The 14,505-nt window shown below is 70.9% G+C and carries 19 protein-coding genes; 7 read left to right on the forward strand and 12 right to left on the reverse strand.

Annotated features, from left to right (window positions below):
- Window positions 1–28 precede the first annotated feature (28 nt).
- Window positions 29–694, forward strand: a complete 666-nt coding sequence (locus BLT23_RS16470) for a RibD family protein (protein WP_090050095.1) — start codon at window positions 29–31, stop codon at window positions 692–694.
- Here BLT23_RS16470 and BLT23_RS16475 read toward each other — a convergent pair.
- Together BLT23_RS16475 and BLT23_RS16480 are read right to left on the reverse strand one after the other, a co-directional pair.
- Window positions 672–1,076, reverse strand: a complete 405-nt coding sequence (locus tag BLT23_RS16475; protein ID WP_090050098.1) for a DoxX family protein — start codon at window positions 1,074–1,076, stop codon at window positions 672–674. The genes BLT23_RS16470 and BLT23_RS16475 overlap by 23 nt on opposite strands.
- Complete coding sequence (locus BLT23_RS16480; RefSeq protein ID WP_090050100.1) at window positions 1,069–1,803, reverse strand: CDP-alcohol phosphatidyltransferase family protein; 735 nt, start codon at window positions 1,801–1,803, stop codon at window positions 1,069–1,071. The genes BLT23_RS16475 and BLT23_RS16480 overlap by 8 nt, the downstream gene beginning before the upstream one ends.
- A gap of 41 nt (window positions 1,804–1,844) precedes the next feature.
- Between BLT23_RS16480 and BLT23_RS16485 the strand changes: the two genes are divergently transcribed.
- A complete protein-coding gene (locus BLT23_RS16485; RefSeq protein ID WP_090050102.1) occupies window positions 1,845–2,828 on the forward strand; it encodes a zinc-dependent alcohol dehydrogenase in 984 nt (327 codons plus the stop codon).
- Window positions 2,815–3,507 (forward strand): creatininase family protein, encoded by a 693-nt coding sequence (locus tag BLT23_RS16490; protein WP_090050104.1) that lies wholly within the window; start codon window positions 2,815–2,817, stop codon window positions 3,505–3,507. The genes BLT23_RS16485 and BLT23_RS16490 overlap by 14 nt, the downstream gene beginning before the upstream one ends.
- On the opposite strand, the gene BLT23_RS16495 is transcribed toward BLT23_RS16490, so the two are convergent.
- Genes BLT23_RS16495 through BLT23_RS16510 form a run of 4 tightly spaced genes read right to left on the reverse strand, consistent with a single transcriptional unit; the run spans window position 3,421 to window position 6,518 of the window.
- On the reverse strand, window positions 3,421–4,383 hold the full coding sequence (locus BLT23_RS16495; protein ID WP_090050106.1) for a lysylphosphatidylglycerol synthase transmembrane domain-containing protein: 963 nt from the start codon (window positions 4,381–4,383) through the stop codon (window positions 3,421–3,423). The genes BLT23_RS16490 and BLT23_RS16495 overlap by 87 nt on opposite strands.
- Window positions 4,383–5,162, reverse strand: a complete 780-nt coding sequence (locus BLT23_RS16500; RefSeq protein WP_090050108.1) for a class I SAM-dependent methyltransferase — start codon at window positions 5,160–5,162, stop codon at window positions 4,383–4,385. The genes BLT23_RS16495 and BLT23_RS16500 overlap by 1 nt, the downstream gene beginning before the upstream one ends.
- Entirely contained in the window at window positions 5,159–6,130 is a 972-nt protein-coding gene (locus tag BLT23_RS16505) for a glycosyltransferase family 4 protein (RefSeq protein WP_245743994.1), read from the reverse strand. Before BLT23_RS16505 ends, BLT23_RS16500 begins: the two co-directional genes overlap by 4 nt.
- Window positions 6,108–6,518, reverse strand: a complete 411-nt coding sequence (locus BLT23_RS16510; protein ID WP_090050112.1) for a 6-pyruvoyl trahydropterin synthase family protein — start codon at window positions 6,516–6,518, stop codon at window positions 6,108–6,110. Before BLT23_RS16510 ends, BLT23_RS16505 begins: the two co-directional genes overlap by 23 nt.
- Window positions 6,519–6,610: 92 nt before the next feature.
- Here BLT23_RS16510 and ribA point away from each other — a divergent pair, with 92 nt between their 5' ends.
- Window positions 6,611–7,243: a GTP cyclohydrolase II gene (ribA, locus tag BLT23_RS16515; protein ID WP_090050114.1), complete on the forward strand. Its 633-nt coding sequence runs from the start codon at window positions 6,611–6,613 to the stop codon at window positions 7,241–7,243.
- A 52-nt stretch (window positions 7,244–7,295) separates the two neighbouring features.
- Here ribA and BLT23_RS16520 read toward each other — a convergent pair whose 3' ends face one another.
- Genes BLT23_RS16520 through BLT23_RS16530 form a run of 3 tightly spaced genes read right to left on the reverse strand, consistent with a single transcriptional unit; the run spans window position 7,296 to window position 8,874 of the window.
- Entirely contained in the window at window positions 7,296–8,183 is an 888-nt protein-coding gene (locus BLT23_RS16520) for an NAD(P)-dependent alcohol dehydrogenase (RefSeq protein ID WP_342713667.1), read from the reverse strand.
- A gap of 50 nt (window positions 8,184–8,233) precedes the next feature.
- Window positions 8,234–8,398 carry a helix-turn-helix transcriptional regulator gene (locus tag BLT23_RS16525; protein ID WP_090050439.1) on the reverse strand — a complete coding sequence of 55 codons (165 nt, stop codon included), beginning with the start codon at window positions 8,396–8,398 and terminating at the stop codon, window positions 8,234–8,236.
- A gap of 53 nt (window positions 8,399–8,451) precedes the next feature.
- Window positions 8,452–8,874, reverse strand: coding sequence for a hypothetical protein (locus tag BLT23_RS16530; RefSeq protein ID WP_176946775.1), 423 nt, complete (start codon window positions 8,872–8,874; stop codon window positions 8,452–8,454).
- A 140-nt stretch (window positions 8,875–9,014) separates the two neighbouring features.
- On the opposite strand from BLT23_RS16530, the gene BLT23_RS16535 reads away from it, so the two are divergent.
- The gene (locus tag BLT23_RS16535; RefSeq protein ID WP_090050122.1) at window positions 9,015–9,869 is read left to right on the forward strand and encodes a serine hydrolase; all 855 of its coding nucleotides are present in this window, start codon (window positions 9,015–9,017) and stop codon (window positions 9,867–9,869) included.
- Window positions 9,870–9,923: 54 nt separating this feature from the next.
- A complete protein-coding gene (locus tag BLT23_RS16540; RefSeq protein WP_090050124.1) occupies window positions 9,924–11,147 on the forward strand; it encodes a hypothetical protein in 1,224 nt (407 codons plus the stop codon).
- Window positions 11,148–11,205: 58 nt separating this feature from the next.
- Here BLT23_RS16540 and BLT23_RS16545 read toward each other — a convergent pair whose 3' ends face one another.
- From BLT23_RS16545 to BLT23_RS16555, 3 genes are read right to left on the reverse strand one after another with little or no spacing between them, the layout of a single operon-like run.
- Window positions 11,206–11,553: an MmcQ/YjbR family DNA-binding protein gene (locus BLT23_RS16545; protein WP_090050126.1), complete on the reverse strand. Its 348-nt coding sequence runs from the start codon at window positions 11,551–11,553 to the stop codon at window positions 11,206–11,208.
- Window positions 11,554–11,595: 42 nt separating this feature from the next.
- Window positions 11,596–12,132 (reverse strand): DUF6939 family protein, encoded by a 537-nt coding sequence (locus BLT23_RS16550; RefSeq protein WP_090050440.1) that lies wholly within the window; start codon window positions 12,130–12,132, stop codon window positions 11,596–11,598.
- A gap of 40 nt (window positions 12,133–12,172) precedes the next feature.
- Window positions 12,173–13,087: a DMT family transporter gene (locus BLT23_RS16555; protein WP_090050128.1), complete on the reverse strand. Its 915-nt coding sequence runs from the start codon at window positions 13,085–13,087 to the stop codon at window positions 12,173–12,175.
- Here BLT23_RS16555 and BLT23_RS16560 point away from each other — a divergent pair.
- Entirely contained in the window at window positions 13,086–14,480 is a 1,395-nt protein-coding gene (locus BLT23_RS16560; RefSeq protein WP_090050130.1) for an aminotransferase-like domain-containing protein, read from the forward strand. The two genes, BLT23_RS16555 and BLT23_RS16560, sit on opposite strands and share 2 nt — an antisense overlap.
- Window positions 14,481–14,505 lie beyond the last annotated feature (25 nt).

Here is a 14,505-nt window from a genome sequence, read left to right on the forward strand (position 1 = left end):
GCCGGTTCAACTGCTCTACGATCGGTTCGTGACCCGCCCGCACGTTCTGCTCAGCGTCGCCGTCAGCCTCGACGGCCACATCGACGACCGCGGGACCGAGAGGTTTCCGCTGTCCAACGCCGAGGACTTCGACCACGTCGACCGGTTGCGAGCGGAGTCCGACGCGATCCTGGCCGGGGCGGAGACGTTGCGCCGCGACGACGCGCGACTGCTCGTGTACAGCGAGGAACGACGCGCACGCAGAATAGCCGAGGGAAAGCCCGAGTACCCTTTGCGGGTCACCGTCACCCGCAGCGGTGATCTCGACCCTGACCTGCGGTTCTGGCACTGCGGCGGCGAGCGGCTGGTCTACACGTGCAGCGAGCGGACCACTGTGGACCACCTCGCGGAGACGAAGCTCTTCCGCGGTTTCCCTGACGTCCTCGACGACCTGGGCGCACGCGGCATGAAAAGGCTCATGGTCGAGGGCGGCACGAGCATCCACACCGCGTTCCTCGAAGCCGGTCTCGCGGACGAGATCCGGATCGCGGTGGCGCCGATGCTGATCGGGCAGGCGGCGGCACCGCGGTTCGTGAACCCCGCCGAGTTCCCCGGTGGACCGGCACGCCGGTTCCACCTGGAGGAGGTCTCGAAGGTCGGGGACGTCGCCGTGCTGCGCTACCTGCCGAAGGTCACTTCTTCTTCGCCACGGTGAGAGCACCGAGGATCTGCTCGCGGCGGTAGACCGCGATCACCAGCGCCCACACGACGTAGATCAGCGGCAGCTTCGCGTCGTCGAGACCGCCGTTGGTCACCAGGAAGACCTCGGTGAGCGCCGCGCCGGTCATGATGCCCGCGAGCGCGAGCGCCGCCAGGCCGCAGATGCGCGGGACGAGCAGTCCGACGGCGGTCGCGATCTCCAGCACGCCGGTGGCGTAGCGGAACCACTGACCGAGGCCGATGTCGTCGAACTTCGCGACGAACTGGTCGGTGAACAACGCGTAGCCGTTCATGAAGAACTGCCACGCGAGCACGATCTGCAAGATCCAGACGACGATGTTGCCGATCTTCGCCGCGGTCGAGGTCTGCTCAGACATGGCGGGATTGTCCCACCGCGACCGCCGAGTTGTTCCACAACCAGAGCACGTCCCGCCCGAACGACCACACCAGGGACGCCAGGGCGAGACCCACGAGCGCCACCGCGAACGGCAGCAGCCCTGACGCCGCGACGACGAGGAAGATCCCCTGCACCGCCGCCACCGTCTTGCGCGCGTAGCTGGCCGGCAGCGGCGCGTTCAGCCAGCGCAGACGCCACGAGGCGGCCACGAACACATACCGCATCAGGCCGATCGCGAGCACCCACGGCCCCATCTGCACGGCGACGTACGCGCTGAGCACCAGGATCAGGAACGCGTCGACCTCCATGTCGAACCGGGCGCCGAGCTGCGACGACGTACCCGTGCGGCGGGCGACCTGGCCGTCCACCCAGTCGAGCGACAGCGCGACGGCGGCGAGCGTCACGACCAGCCCGACCGGCACGTCCTCACCCGCCCGGTCGGCGACCAGCGCCGTCACCGCGCCGACCAGCAGGCCCCGCGCCAGCGTGACGCGGTCGGCGGGACCGAGCGAGCGGGTGCGGTGGCGCTGCATGCCGTAGCCGAGGAACGCCCACGTGGCGAACCCGTAGGCGAGGCCGGCGGCCCAGCCGAGCGGCCCGAGGCCCGCGGTCGCCCCCACCACGGCCAGCAGGAGCACCTGCGCGACGGCCCAGGCTGCGGGCTCCCGTACGACGACGGGAGTCCTGGTGTGCTGAAGTGTGATCATCAGGTGCCCCTAACGAACTTCGTGCGGCGGAGGTGTTGTGAGTGACACGTACGGCGAGTGCGTTCTGGCTCAATGAATCCGGAAGAGGTGAAGTCCGTCCGGCGGAGCTGGCGGAGCCCGGCCCGGGCGAGGTCGAGGTGCGCACGCTGTTCTCGGGGGTCAGCCGCGGCACGGAGACGCTCGTGCACCGCGGAGGTGTCCCGGAGAACCAGTACGCGGTGATGAGGGCTCCCTTCCAGGAGGGCGACTTCCCGTGGCCGGTGAAGTACGGGTACCTCAACGTGGGTGTCGTTGAACATGGCCCCGAACGACTGCGCGGGCGCACGGTGTTCTGCCTGTACCCGCACCAGACCCGTTACGTGGTCCCGGAATCGGCCGTCACGCCCGTGCCGGACGCCGTTCCCGCCGCCCGCGCGGTGCTGGCGGGCACCGTCGAGACCGCGGTGAACGCGGTGTGGGACGCGCGGCCGTTGATCGGCGACCGGATCGCCGTCGTCGGCGGGGGCATGGTCGGGTCGAGCATCGCGGCGGTGCTGGCGACGTTCCCCGGCGCCCGCGTCGAGCTGGTGGACGCCGACCCGGCCCGTGAGGCGACCGCGCGGGCACTCGGCGTCGGTTTCGCCTTGCCGGGCAACGCTCTCGGCGACTGCGACCTCGTCTTCCACGCCAGCGCGACGGAAGCGGGCCTCACGACCGCGCTCGGCCTGCTCGCGCCGGAAGGGAGGGTCGTCGAGCTGAGCTGGTACGGGGACCGGAAGATCGCCGTGCCGCTGGGCGAGTTCTTCCACTCGAAGCGGCTGACGATCCGCAGCAGCCAGGTCGGCACCGTCGGCCGTCCCGACCGCTCCTACGCCGAACGCATGGCGCTCGCGCTCGACCTGCTCGCCGACGCCAGGTTCGACGCGCTGGTCACCGGCAGCAGCCCGTTCGAGGAGCTGCCGGACGTGCTGCCGAAGCTGGCCGACGGCACGATTCCGGCGCTGTGTCACCGGATTGACTACGGTCTCGGTCATGTTCCCGAGTGACACGACCGTCGACGTCCGCGACCGGCGGGTGGCCGTGCTCCCGGTCGGCAGCACCGAGCAGCACGGCCCGCACCTGCCGCTCGCCACCGACTCGGTGATCGCGTGGACCATCGCGTCGGAGATCGCGGCGCGGTACCCGGTGCGGCTGCTGCCGCCGATCCAGTTCTCCTGCTCGCAGGAGCACGCGGACTGGGCGGGCACCGTCAGCATCACCGCCAGCACGCTCATCTCAGTGGTCACGGACATCGCGGCCTCCCTGCGGCGCACCGGAGTCACGGGCCTCGTGCTGGTGAACGGCCACGGCGGCAACTACGTCCTGCAGAACGTCGTGCAGGAGGGCGAAGGGCTGGCGCTGTTCCCCGGCCGCGACGACTGGGCGTTCGCGCGGGAGAAGGCCGGGATCGAGACCCCGGCTTTCAGCGACATGCACGCGGGCGAACTGGAGACGTCCGTCCTCCTGCACGCCCACCCCGACCTCCTCCGGCCCGGCTACGAGAGCTCCGACCACCTGGCGGAGGACCGCAGGCACATGCTCACCCTGGGGCTGGCCCCGTACACGTCCTCCGGCGTGGTCGGGCGTCCGTCCCTCGCGTCAGCGCGCAAGGGCGAGCTGCTGCTCGCGGGTCTGACCGAGTCCTTCGGGAACTACCTCGGCCTGTTCGACCTCGGCACGGCGTGACAGGAACAGCACGACGGAACCGGGCAGCGCGGCGACCAGCGCCAGCACGCCGTAGACGACGCCGGTGGTGAAGCCCTGCTGGGCGCCGAACCCGGCGGCGCCGAACGCCACCGCGAGAAACGCCTCGCGCGGCCCGAACCCGCCGATGTTGACCGGGATCGCCATGATCAGCAGCGCCAGCACCACGACCGGCGCGAGCTGCGCCACCGTCGCGTCCGCCCCGGCGGCGCGGGCCGCCACGACGAACATCGCCACGTAGCCCGCGACCGCCGCCGCCGACAGCGCGACGAGCGCGGGCCAGGTCCGCAGCGACAGCAGGCGGATGCCGTCGGCGAGCGTGGCGACGAGGACGCGGCGCACCGGCCGGACGAACCAGCCGGCGACCAGCGCGGCGGCCAGTCCGGCGACGGCGAGCCCGGCCGTGGCGCCGTCCAGGCCGAGGTCCAGACCGGGAGCGGGGTAGGCGAGCAGCACCGCGAGGCCGATCCCGATGAGCACGACCTGCCCGGCGAACCGCTCGAAGAACACGGCGCGCACACCCCGTCCGACGTCACCGGACTCGCGGCCGTGGTTGAGCGCGCGGTGCACGTCGCCGAGCACGCCCGCGGGCAGGACGGCGTTGATGAGCTGCGCCCGGTAGTAGTCGCTGATCGCGCCGCGCAGGCACAGCGTCAGGCCGAGGCGGCGGGCGACGATCACCCAGCGCCCGGCGCTGGCCACCGTCGTCACGAGCCCGATCGCGAGCGCGGCGGCGACGGAGTGCGCGTCGATCGCGCGCAGCCCGTCGACGAACGCCCCCGTGCCCAGGCGCAGGCCCAGGCCGACGAGGATCGCCGCCGCCAGCACGAGACGGAGCCACGGCCAGAACTTCTTCATCACACAGCTCCCGGTATTGCCAGCAGGTCGACGTGGTGGACCACAGCGGACACCGTCGACCTGCGGCGCAGGTAGTCGGCGGCCTCGGTGGCGAGTGCGGGTTCCTGCTCCACTGCGGCGCCGACCCAGCCCTTCAGCCACTCGGCCTGCAGGGCGTCGCCGTGCGTGCGCCAAGGGCTCGGTGCCGTGTGGACCGTCGCACCCAAGGCGCGGAACGCCTCCTCCGCGACGGCCGGTGCGTCCGGCCCGAGGAGCCGCCGTCCGTCCACGACGCGGCGCTGGTGGGCGTTGAACGCGTCCTGGAAGGCGACGTCGAGCGGGTCGGCCGGGTCGAACTCGACCCGGCCGGCGACCGAGAGCGTGAACAAGGCGGGCACATGTGCTTCTACGGAGGCGGCGGCCAGAGCGTTCACCTCGTCCGCGGTGAGCAGGTCGAGCAACGCGGAGCAGGTGAGGAGGTCGGCGCCCGCGAGGTCGGCGGCACGCAGCGTCGTGAGGTCGCCCTCCCGCGTCTCGGCGGTGACGTTCTCGACGGCGTTCATGCCGGCCTCCGCCAGCGCGAGCAGCCGGGGGTCGCGGTCGTGCAGCACCCAGTGCTGCGCGCCGCCGAGTCTCCCGGCGAGCCATCGTCCCATCGATCCCGTTCCACACCCGAGGTCACGGATCGTCAGGGGGGTTCGGTTCACCAGAGTTTCGCGGACGATCTCCACGAGCCCGGCCGAGCGCGCTCGCGCGTCGGCGGTTTCCCGCAGTGCCAGCCATTCCGGGGCGAAGGTCATGGCGGCAGAGTAGCCAGCACCCTCCGCAGGTCCTCTGTGGACACGTCCCAAGTGGACAGAGAACGGCGTCGCGACCGGGCGCGGGCGCGCAGCTCGTCCCGGAACCGCTGGTCGTTGAACCAGCAGGTCAACGCGCCTTCCCAGGCGCTCACGTCACCCGATCGGACGAGCAGTCCGCCGTCCCCCAGCGCGTCCGGGACAGCACTCGCGATCACCGGCAGACCGCGGGCGAGCGCCTCGGTGACGACCATGCCGTACGTCTCGGCGCGGGAGGCCAGCACGAACAGGTCCGCGCGGTCGTACGCGCTGGTCAGCGCCTCGCCGGTGAGCGGCCCGGTGAAGCTGACGCGCTCGTCGCGCGGCAGCTCGCGCAGGAACGGCCCGTGCGGGCCCACGCAGGTGAGCCGCCAGTCGGCTTCGACCTTCCGCAACGCGCTGATCAGCACGTCGTGGCCTTTGCGGGGTGTGACCGACGCGACGCAGAGCAGGTGGTGGACGCCGTCGGTCCCCGTCGCGAGCGGCGCCGGGTCGGTGCCGGGGACGACGACGTGGACCGCGGCGAGACCGTGCCGGATCCTGATGTCGCGGGCGGCCGCCGGGCTCGTCGCGACGACCGCGCTCGCGGCCCGCAGGACCTCGCGCTCGCAGCCGTCCAGGAACCGGGCGGTCGCCGGGTCGAGCCCCGTCTCGTCGGCGAGCGGCAGGTGCACGAGCACGACGAGCCGCAGGCGCCGGGCGTGCGGCACGACGACCTCCGGCACCCCGCAGGCGACGAGGCCGTCGACCAGGACGACCTCACCGTCCGGGATGCCCGCAAGCGTTTGCTCCAGCGGTCCGGTGTCAGCGGGCCGCGGCCAGGTCCCGGCGACGAGCAGGTGGTCCATGCCCGCGCCGACGCGCAGGTCGTAGACGTTGCCTCCGCTGGGACCGGCCGGGTCGCCGACGTCAGCCGGAAGGACGAAGCGCACGTTCGTAGCTCGCCCACGCCACGTGGGACTCGTGGAGTGTGACGCTGATCCCATCGATGCCGTGCGCACCCTCGCCCAGGGCACCCTCGGAGATCTTCTCCGCGAGCTGGTCCGCGATGTGCTTCGCGAGCCACTCCGTCGAGGTGTTGATGCCCGCGAACTGCGGTTCTTCGTCGAGGTTGCGGTAGTTGAACGCCGCCAGGACCTTGTTCAGCTCCTGGGTCGCGAGTCCGATGTCGACGACGATGTTGTCCGAATCGAGCTCGGCACGTTTGAACGTCGCGTCCACCAGGAACGTTGCCCCATGCAGACGTTGTGCCGGACCGAAGACCTCGCCGCGGAAACTGTGGGCGATCATGACGTGATCGCGGACGGTGATGCTGAACAGGATGACCTCCGCTGTGCGGTCGGGTTACGGTGCGAAGTCCGTCCGAGCGTAGCTGCACGCTCGGAAGGCACCTGGTGACGAGGGGACCGTAGATGTTCGAAGATGCCTTCAACGAGGAAGACGTGGCGGAGTCCGACCTGGTGACTCGCAGAGGCACCTTCCGGGCAGTGGCGTTCCGCGCCGACGGCCACGAGCACATGGCCCTCGTCTACGGCAAGACGAAGCTGCGCGAGAACGTGCTGGTGCGCATCCACTCCGAGTGCATGACCGGCGACATCTTCGGCGCCATGCGGTGCGAGTGCGGCGAGCAGCTCGACGCGGCGCTGAACACCATCGTGCGTGAGGGCAACGGGATCCTCATCTACCTGAGAGGCCACGAGGGCCGCGGAATCGGTTTGGTGGCGAAGGTCCGCACGCACGTCCTGCAGGACGCCGGGATGGACACGCTGGACTCCGCCACGTCCCTGGGGTTGCCCGTCGACGTGCGGGACTACACCCCCGCGGCGCGGGTGCTGAAGCACCTGCGGGTCCAGTCGGTCCGGCTGATGTCCAACAACCCCGACAAGATCGCGGCACTGGAGGACAACGGCATCACGGTCACCTCGCGCGTGCCGTTGCTGATGCCGCCGAACACGCACAACATCGCGTACCTGACGGCCAAGCGCGACCGGCTCGGGCACGACCTCCCGCAGGTCGACTCGTTCACCCTGCCGCACGCCCGCTGACCGCCACTGCCGCACCGGGCCGCTGCGAGCCGGCCCGGTGCCGTCCCGGGGGTCAGACGGTGACGACGACCTTGCCGAGCGACCGTCGCGAGTGGACGTGCTCGATCGCGGCGACGCCCTCCGACAACGGGAACTCCCGCTCCACCGGCGGCTTCACCCGCCCCGCCTCGATCAGCACGCGCAGCTCCTCGAAGACGTCGGCGCGTTCGGTCGCCAGCAGCGGCACGTACTTCTGCGACACGAACAGGTTGAGCGCGAGCGCGACGAGCGTCCGTTCGACCCCGCCCGTCAGCTTTCCCCCGGTCTCGGCACCGACCATGACGATCCTGCCCTTCGGGGTGGCCGCCCTGCGCAGCGTGGCCAGCGACCGACCGCCGCCGCAGTCCAGCACCACGTCGTAGGTGCCCGTGTAGTCGGCAACGGTGTAGTCCACGACCTCGTCGGCACCCAGCGACCGCACCAGGCCGACCTTGCCCGTGCTGCACACCCCGGTCACGTGTGCGCCGAGGGCCTTCGCGATCTGCACGCCGTACGAGCCGACACCGCCACCCGCGCCGAGGACCAGAACCCGTTGCCCCGGCTGGACACCGCGCAGCCCCTGCAGCGCGGTCCCGCCCGAGATCGGCACGGCCGCCGCCTCCGCGAACGAGACGTTGCCCGGCTTGCGCGCCAGCCGTGAGACACGGGCGACCGTGTACTCGGCGAACGCCCCGCTGCCGCACGTGCCGAACACCTCGTCGCCGACCGCGAACTCCGTGACGCCGGGACCGAGCGCCGTCACGACGCCGGCGACGTCACGTCCCGGGACCGGCGTTCCCGGACCGCGGAGCCCGACGGCCCGCACGAGGTAAGGCCGTCCGGCGAAGAGGTGCCACGTGCCCATGTCGACGCCCGCCGACCGCACCTCCAACAGAACCTCGCCCTTCCCGGGCACAGGCACGTCCAGTTCACCCAGCACCGCCGATCCGTATCTTCGTTGCACCACAGCCTTCACAAGTCCTCCTCCGGGTACTGGAACACGTCTTCGAGCGGCACCGCGAACACACGCGCGATCTTGAACGCGACCTCCAGCGAGGGCGAGTACTTGCCCTGCTCGATGGCGATCAGCGTCTGGCGCGTCACCCCGATGGCCGACGCGAGATCGGCCTGCTTCATCTCGCCGTGCGCGAACCGCAGCGCGCGGATGGAGTTCGTGACCTTCGTGGGCTTCACGGCATCCCCTGCCGGTAGGCCGAGACCTTGGCCGCCGAGCCGAGCACCGCGGACAGCACGAAGCACAGGTAGAGCACGTTCGCGATCCAGAAGTGCGGCGCCTCGACCATCGCGAGCACCAGCGCGCACACCCCGCCGATGGCGACGAACGACTGCCCGACGACGTCGCCGAACCGGCCGATCTCGCGGTCGCGCTCGTCGCTCTGCAGGCCGTCGTGGCGCGCGGCGATGCCGAACCAGATGCCCGACACGATGCCGGCGACGATGCCTAGCCCCATCGTCCACAGCATGGCGCCGATGTAGGGCACCTCGGCCAACGGCCGTCCGTCCACCTGGCTCAGGACGAGCACCGCGTACAGCGCGTACCCGATGATGGCGATCACACCCAAGGCCCACGCGCGCTTCTCTTCGAACGCCACGTCACCGCTCCTGATGTCAAAGAAACCTGACATCGCCAAGGTAAAACGAACCCGACACCGTGTCAAACATCTTTTACATGATCAGGTGACGGCCGGATGGCGGTCGACTACCTCCGTTCGGACCCGTTAGCGTGCGGCACATGCTTCGTCCGATCCTTCTCGTGTGCGCGCTCGCGCTCACGGCGTGCGGACACGCCGTGACGGGGGAGCCACCCGCGAACGCGAGGCAGCACACCCCGGCCGCGGCACCGCGCGTCGCCACGCCCGACCTCTGCCCCATGCCCGACAGCGGGTTCGACTGCGAGTTCCAGAAGCGCATCAAGGCGGCACAGGCGTACGCCGAGACCAGGCCGGGCACCGTCGGCATCGTGCTGCGCGACCGCAAGACCGGCGCGACCTGGCGCAACGACAGCGCGTCCGAGCTGACCTGGACGGCGTCGACGATCAAGCTCGCGATGGTCGTGAACCTCCTGGAACGCCACCGCACCGGGAACATCCGGCTGAGCGCCCAGGACCGCAGGCTGATGACCGCCATGCTGCACAGCTCCGACGACGACGCGGCGGACACGCTCTGGAAGCGCTACGGCGGCGCGACGTTCAACGCGGCGTTCGCCAGGTACGGCATGACGGAGCTGGCCGCCCAAAGAGGATATTCGTCCACCTTCCCCTACTGGGGCTTCGAGAAGTGCACGGCGAACGACCTCGACCGCCTGATCAACTACGTGCTGGACGAGCTCCCCGCCGAGGACCGCGCGTACGTCGTCGGCCAGATGCGCGACGTCGGCCCCGAGCAGCAGTGGGGCGCCTGGGGACCCGACTCCGGCACGAAGAACGGCTGGTCGGAGGAGGACAGCGGCTGGGTGATGAACTCGGTCGGGTTCATCGGGCCGGACGAGCGGTACACGGTCGCGATCATGAACAACCTCAAGGGCGAGGGCGGCTACGACGAGGGCCGCGCCACGGACACGGAGATCACCCGCATCCTGTTCCGCTGACCGCCGGCGAGCCGGCGTCCCGGAGCCGGCCTGGAACCGAGGATTCGAGCACGAGTGACCTTCTCGGCGTCACTGGGCCCCGGCCACGTCGCCCGGCAGCTCTGCCGGCCGGGCGAGCACCTGGTCTGGGCGATGTACCGGACCACGTTCCACTACGCCGTGGACGGCCTCGACCACCTCGGCGCACCGAGCCGTTCCCTGCTCACCCGCGACGCCTCCGCGGTCATGCGCGAGGTAGGCGATGCCTCGGCGATCGGACGCGGAGTCGGCGCCTCGGCGGCCGGGCGTGGAGGCGGCGCGCTGTCGATGGTGCTCGGCGGCAGCGACGAGAACGACTCGAAGACTTCCGCCGATCACCTGGTCTTCGGCCCGTCCGGCGACGCACTCGCCCCGGCGGCCATGTCCCGGTTCGAACCGGGCAGGAAGCAGGACCGGCTGTGGGCGCTGACGTCCGAGCGCCTCGTCGTCGCCGAGCGCCAGCTCCCCCCGGCTGAGCAGGAGAGGTCGATCCTGGGTGCCGTCGTCGGTCTCGGCAAGGCGGTCAGCTTTGGCAAGGCGGTCGGCTTCAGCAAGGCGGTCGGCGGATTCCTGACCGACCGCCGCCGGACGTACGGCGAGGGCGAACCGGTCACCGTGCCCGTCCACGACGTCGTGGCCGAGTTCCCGCGCACCTGCATCGCCGCGGCGGCACCGGACCGCGTGACGCTCACCGACGGCTCGGGGTTCGAGTTCCTCCTCGGCACCCCCGCCCCGGTCTCGGACGAGGTGGTCGTCCGCGAGCTGACCAGGTTCTGGCTGCGCCCCGGCGAACACCTCGTGCTGGGCCTGCCCCCGATCGCCGGCCACGTGGGCGGCGTGGTCGGCGGCACCCTGCACGTCCCGTGGACCGCCGTCGGCGACACCCCCGCCCTGGAGCCGGCCGAAACGCGCTGGCTTTTGCCCGCACCACCGTCCCCACCGGACTGGATCGACGACCCGGCCCTCGGCTACTGGCTCGAGGCCCCCGACACGTCCTGCGCCGCCGTCCGCTTGGCGGACCACTTCGCGTCCAGCCGCGGCAACGCCCGGCTCGCCGTGAGCGACCAGCGCGTGGCCGTCGTCTACCCCAGCCACCTGCTCGCGACCAAGCCGTCCACCGTGTTCACGACGTTCGCGGAGATCCCGCGCACCGCCGTGCGGTCGATGGAGCACGCCCGCGCCGGACTCAGCCTTCCGGCACGGCCGGTGGTGCGGCTGACGTTCGCGGACGGATCGGTGCTGACCCTGCGCCAACCGTGACCCGCCGCCAGCCCTGCCCCGCTGCCAGCCCTGCCCAGCCGTCAGCCCTGTCCTGCGGTCAGCGCGCGAGGTCCGGCACTTGGGCGACGACGTCGTCCGGTGCCGACAACCGCCACGCCTCGAACACCAGCTCGCCCAGCTCATCCGCGTCGATGCCGTCCAGGTGCACGACGACCCAGCCGAACCCGCCCGCCGTGAACTGCACCTCGAACACGTCGGGCCGCTCCGCCACGAGCGCCAGCTGCTCGGACAGCGTCTGCTTCAGCCCGACCGTCTGGGTGCGCGGCCAGAAGTAGCCGAACACCTTGCCCCGCACCCGGAACGTGTCGTACTGCTGTCCCGACGAGCGCTGCACCTCGGCGAGCGCGTCCACGATCCCGAAGAGCTGTCTGTCCGTCGTCGCCATAGCCGAAACCCCCCAAAGCCGAAGGCACGCAGTATAAATCGGTCAATTCTCTGACGGCCTCCTCAGGTGTTCGGCGATCAACGCCGCGTGGGACAACGGTGTGCTCAGATCCTGGACGTCGCCGTTCGTCGTGTAGTCGAGCAGCACGACGTCCTCCGAGCGCGTCAGCTCACGCAGCTGCGCGACCTCGGCCTGCAACCGGTTCTCCAGAACCCAGCGGTAGGCCGGTAAGTAGATCTCCCGCCGGGCCGAGAGATAGCCGAGCAGCCGCTCCCCCGCCAGCCCCGCCCGGTGCCCGCGCACCGGACCGAAACGACGCACCGTGCGCTTGAGACCCTTCATCGACGTGACGGCGAGCTTCGACCGGTCGACGTCGGCACCCTCGAAGACCTTCAGCGCCTGCCAAAGACCTTCCACGGACGCGCTCGTGACGCCGGGCGACAACGGCACCGGGATGTCGCCGTGCGGGTAGAACGGGCTGAACCGCACCCACGGGTCCGGGCCGCGGGAGGTCACGTCGACGACCACCGCGCCCGGACGTTGCACCTTGCGGCGCTTGCTCGCCACTTCGATCGGCATGGGTCCGAGCATGACAGGAGGGTCTGACAATTTCGGAAGCTCAGCGGACGGCCTGAGCGGTTTCCGCCGCAGGCGCCGGGGCGCGGTTGCGCTGGGTCAGCACCACGCACACGAGCACGACGGCCGATGTCGCGAGCGCGAGCCAGCCGACGGACTCGCCCAGGACGAGAGCCGACCACATCAGGGTCAGAACCGGTTGTGCCAGCTGGATTTGACCGATCTTCGCCACCCCGCCCGCGGCCAGTCCGGCGTACCAGGCGAAGAAGCCCAGGAACATCGAGATCAGCGCCACGTAGGCGAAACTGAGCCAGACGACGCCCGTCGCACGCGAGAAGTCCGCTGTGTACAAGGAGATCGGGAGAGTCACCGGCAGTGAGACGACCAAGGCCCAGCACACGGTCCGCGCGCCGCCGAGCTCACGCGAGAGCGCGCCGCCTTCGGCGTAACCCAAGCCGCACAACACGACCGCGACCAGCAGGTAGACGTCGGCGAGGCTGAGCGAGCCGGAGAAACCACCGCCGGTCGCGACGAACGCGAGGACCGCGAGCAGGCCCGCTCCGCTGGAGAGCCAGAACGCGAGCGGTGGACGTTCGGAGGCGCGCACGACCGCCCAGATCGCCGTGCACATCGGGAGCACCGCGATCACCACGGCGCTGTGGGCCGAGGTCTGGGTGGTGAGAGCCAGAGAAGTGAAGAGCGGAAAACCGACCACGATGCCGACGGCGACGACGACCAGGCGACGCAGCTGCGTTACCGACGGGAGCGGCGCGCGCGATAACGCGAGATATGCGATCGCCAGGACACCCGCGACGAGCGCCCGTCCGAACGCGACGAACCACGGGTCCAGTCCGGCTACTGCCAAACGAGTTGCCGGGAGCGAGAAGCTGAACCCCACCACGCCCAGCGCGCCGAGTGTTACCCCCGGCGGCACGATAACGTTACTCTTGGCCCTCATGAACGAGGATAACGCAGCCGTCCGCGTTATCGAGGACCTGAGAGCGACAGCACTCTCCGGGCACGTGGGCGACCGGATGCCGTCGGTCCGCGAGCTGATGGCCCGGCACCGCGCGTCGCCCGCGACGGTCCAGCAGGCCATCCAGCGGGTCGCCGCCGAAGGGCTCGTGGAGGTGCGGCCGGGCCGGGGCAGCTACGTCGCCCCGCGCACGACCACGGCCTCGCACGACCTGTCGTGGCAGGCGGTCGCGCTCGGCGAAGGCCGTCCCGGCGAGGACCTGGTGGCGAACCTCGTCGCCGTGCCCAAGCCCGAAGCCATCCCGTTGACCAGCGGTTACCTCGACCCCGACCTGCAGCCGACCGACGCACTCGGAGCGGCGCTCAGCCGTGCCGCGCGGCGACCCGCGTCGTGGGGACGGGTGCCCGTCGAGGGCAGGGAGGAGCTGCGCGCGTGGTTCGCGAGGGAAGCGGGCGGCGAACTGCGCAGCGGCGACATGACGGTGTGCGCCGGAGCCCAGGAAGCCCTCGCGACGGTGTTCCGCGGCCTCGGCGACCGCGGTGACGCCGTGCTCGTCGAGTCACCCACCTACCTCGGCGCCATCGCCGCGGCACGCGACGCCGGGCTCAAGGTCGTCCCCGTGCCGGCGGACCAGGACGGCGTGCGGCCGGACCTGCTGCGGGCCGCGTTCGAGCGGACCGGCGCGAAGCTCTTCTACTGCCAGCCGCTGCACGCCAACCCGCACGGCGCCGTGCTGTCCGACGACCGCCGCGCCGAGGTGATGCGCATCGTCCGCGACGTCGGCGCGTTCCTCGTCGAGGACGACTGGGCGCGCGGCTTCACGATCGACGGCACCGCGCCGCCGACGCTCGCCGCACAGGACACCGACGGCCACGTCGTCTACGTGCGCTCGCTGACGAAGGTGGCCGCGCCGGGGCTGCGCGTCGCCGTCATCGGCGCGCGGGGACCGGCGGGCACGCGACTGAAGAACACCCGGTCGCGCCAGGACCTGTACGTCGCGGGGCCGTTGCAGGAGGCCGCGATCGACTTCGTGACCTCCCCGGTCTGGCGCCGCCACCTGCGCACGCTCCAGCAGTCGTTGAGGTCCAGGCGGGACGCTCTGGCACGTGCGGTGGCCGAACACCTGCCAGAGCTCTCGGTCGCCAGGTCGTCCGGCGGCCTGCACCTGTGGGCTGAGCTGCCCGACGGCGTCGACGACCTGGAGCTCACGACAGCGGCCGCGGCGCGCGACGTGGTGGTGTTCCCGGGACGAGCTTGGTTCGCCGCTGAACCGCCGGGCAGTTTTCTCCGTTTGACCTACGGTGGCGCACCCGAGCACGTGCTCGCCGAGGGTGTCCGCCGGCTCGCGGACGCGATGTCCGCCGTGCGGAGATGACCGGCGCACGTGTCTTGCACGACTC

This window comes from Lentzea fradiae (assembly GCF_900100955.1).
Classification (GTDB): domain Bacteria; phylum Actinomycetota; class Actinomycetes; order Mycobacteriales; family Pseudonocardiaceae; genus Lentzea; species Lentzea fradiae.

Coding starts and splice junctions, on each gene's coding strand:
- BLT23_RS16475 (WP_090050098.1), bottom strand. CDS start 1,076: ATGTCTGAGCAGACCTCGACCGCGGCGAAGATCGGCAACATCGTCGTC.
- BLT23_RS16480 (WP_090050100.1), bottom strand. CDS start 1,803: ATGATCACACTTCAGCACACCAGGACTCCCGTCGTCGTACGGGAGCCC.
- BLT23_RS16490 (WP_090050104.1), top strand. CDS start 2,815: ATGTTCCCGAGTGACACGACCGTCGACGTCCGCGACCGGCGGGTGGCC.
- BLT23_RS16495 (WP_090050106.1), bottom strand. CDS start 4,383: ATGAAGAAGTTCTGGCCGTGGCTCCGTCTCGTGCTGGCGGCGGCGATC.
- BLT23_RS16500 (WP_090050108.1), bottom strand. CDS start 5,162: ATGACCTTCGCCCCGGAATGGCTGGCACTGCGGGAAACCGCCGACGCG.
- ribA (WP_090050114.1), top strand. CDS start 6,611: ATGTTCGAAGATGCCTTCAACGAGGAAGACGTGGCGGAGTCCGACCTG.
- BLT23_RS16525 (WP_090050439.1), bottom strand. CDS start 8,398: ATGAAGCAGGCCGATCTCGCGTCGGCCATCGGGGTGACGCGCCAGACG.
- BLT23_RS16535 (WP_090050122.1), top strand. CDS start 9,015: ATGCTTCGTCCGATCCTTCTCGTGTGCGCGCTCGCGCTCACGGCGTGC.
- BLT23_RS16545 (WP_090050126.1), bottom strand. CDS start 11,553: ATGGCGACGACGGACAGACAGCTCTTCGGGATCGTGGACGCGCTCGCC.
- BLT23_RS16550 (WP_090050440.1), bottom strand. CDS start 12,132: ATGCCGATCGAAGTGGCGAGCAAGCGCCGCAAGGTGCAACGTCCGGGC.
- BLT23_RS16560 (WP_090050130.1), top strand. CDS start 13,086: ATGAACGAGGATAACGCAGCCGTCCGCGTTATCGAGGACCTGAGAGCG.
- BLT23_RS16555 (WP_090050128.1), bottom strand. CDS start 13,087: ATGAGGGCCAAGAGTAACGTTATCGTGCCGCCGGGGGTAACACTCGGC.